1 protein-coding gene is annotated in these 247 nt (G+C 74.1%); it reads right to left on the minus strand.

What is annotated here, in order from left to right:
* Window positions 1-147: 147 nt before the first annotated feature.
* Window positions 148-234, minus strand: coding sequence for a universal stress protein (locus FAF44_RS54175; RefSeq protein ID WP_272896275.1), 87 nt, complete (start codon window positions 232-234; stop codon window positions 148-150).
* Between the last annotated feature and the right edge of the window lie 13 nt (window positions 235-247).

A 247-nucleotide genomic window follows, 5' to 3' on the forward strand; every position in this document is an offset into this window, starting at 1 on the left:
CCGTGCAGAAGACGCTCGTACCCGGCGAGAGCTGGGACGGCATCCTGAATTCGGCCAAGTCCGTCAGGTTCGAGTTCTCCTGACGCCTCCGGCGGCACCGGGCCCCGCCACGCGTGCGTGGCGGGGCCCGGTGCCGCCGAGGGCGCGTCACCCGTCGTCGCGGACCACGGCGACCGGGCAGTGCGCGTGGTGCAGCACGCCGTGGGTGACGGAGCCGAGCATCGCCGACGTCATGCCGCCGTGCCCC

This window comes from Nonomuraea sp. MG754425, from assembly GCF_021699195.1.
Classification (GTDB): domain Bacteria; phylum Actinomycetota; class Actinomycetes; order Streptosporangiales; family Streptosporangiaceae; genus Nonomuraea.

Bases quoted from the DNA above. Each gene is read 5' to 3' on its own strand.
- FAF44_RS54175 (WP_272896275.1), bottom strand. From the start codon at position 234: ATGACGTCGGCGATGCTCGGCTCCGTCACCCACGGCGTGCTGCACCAC.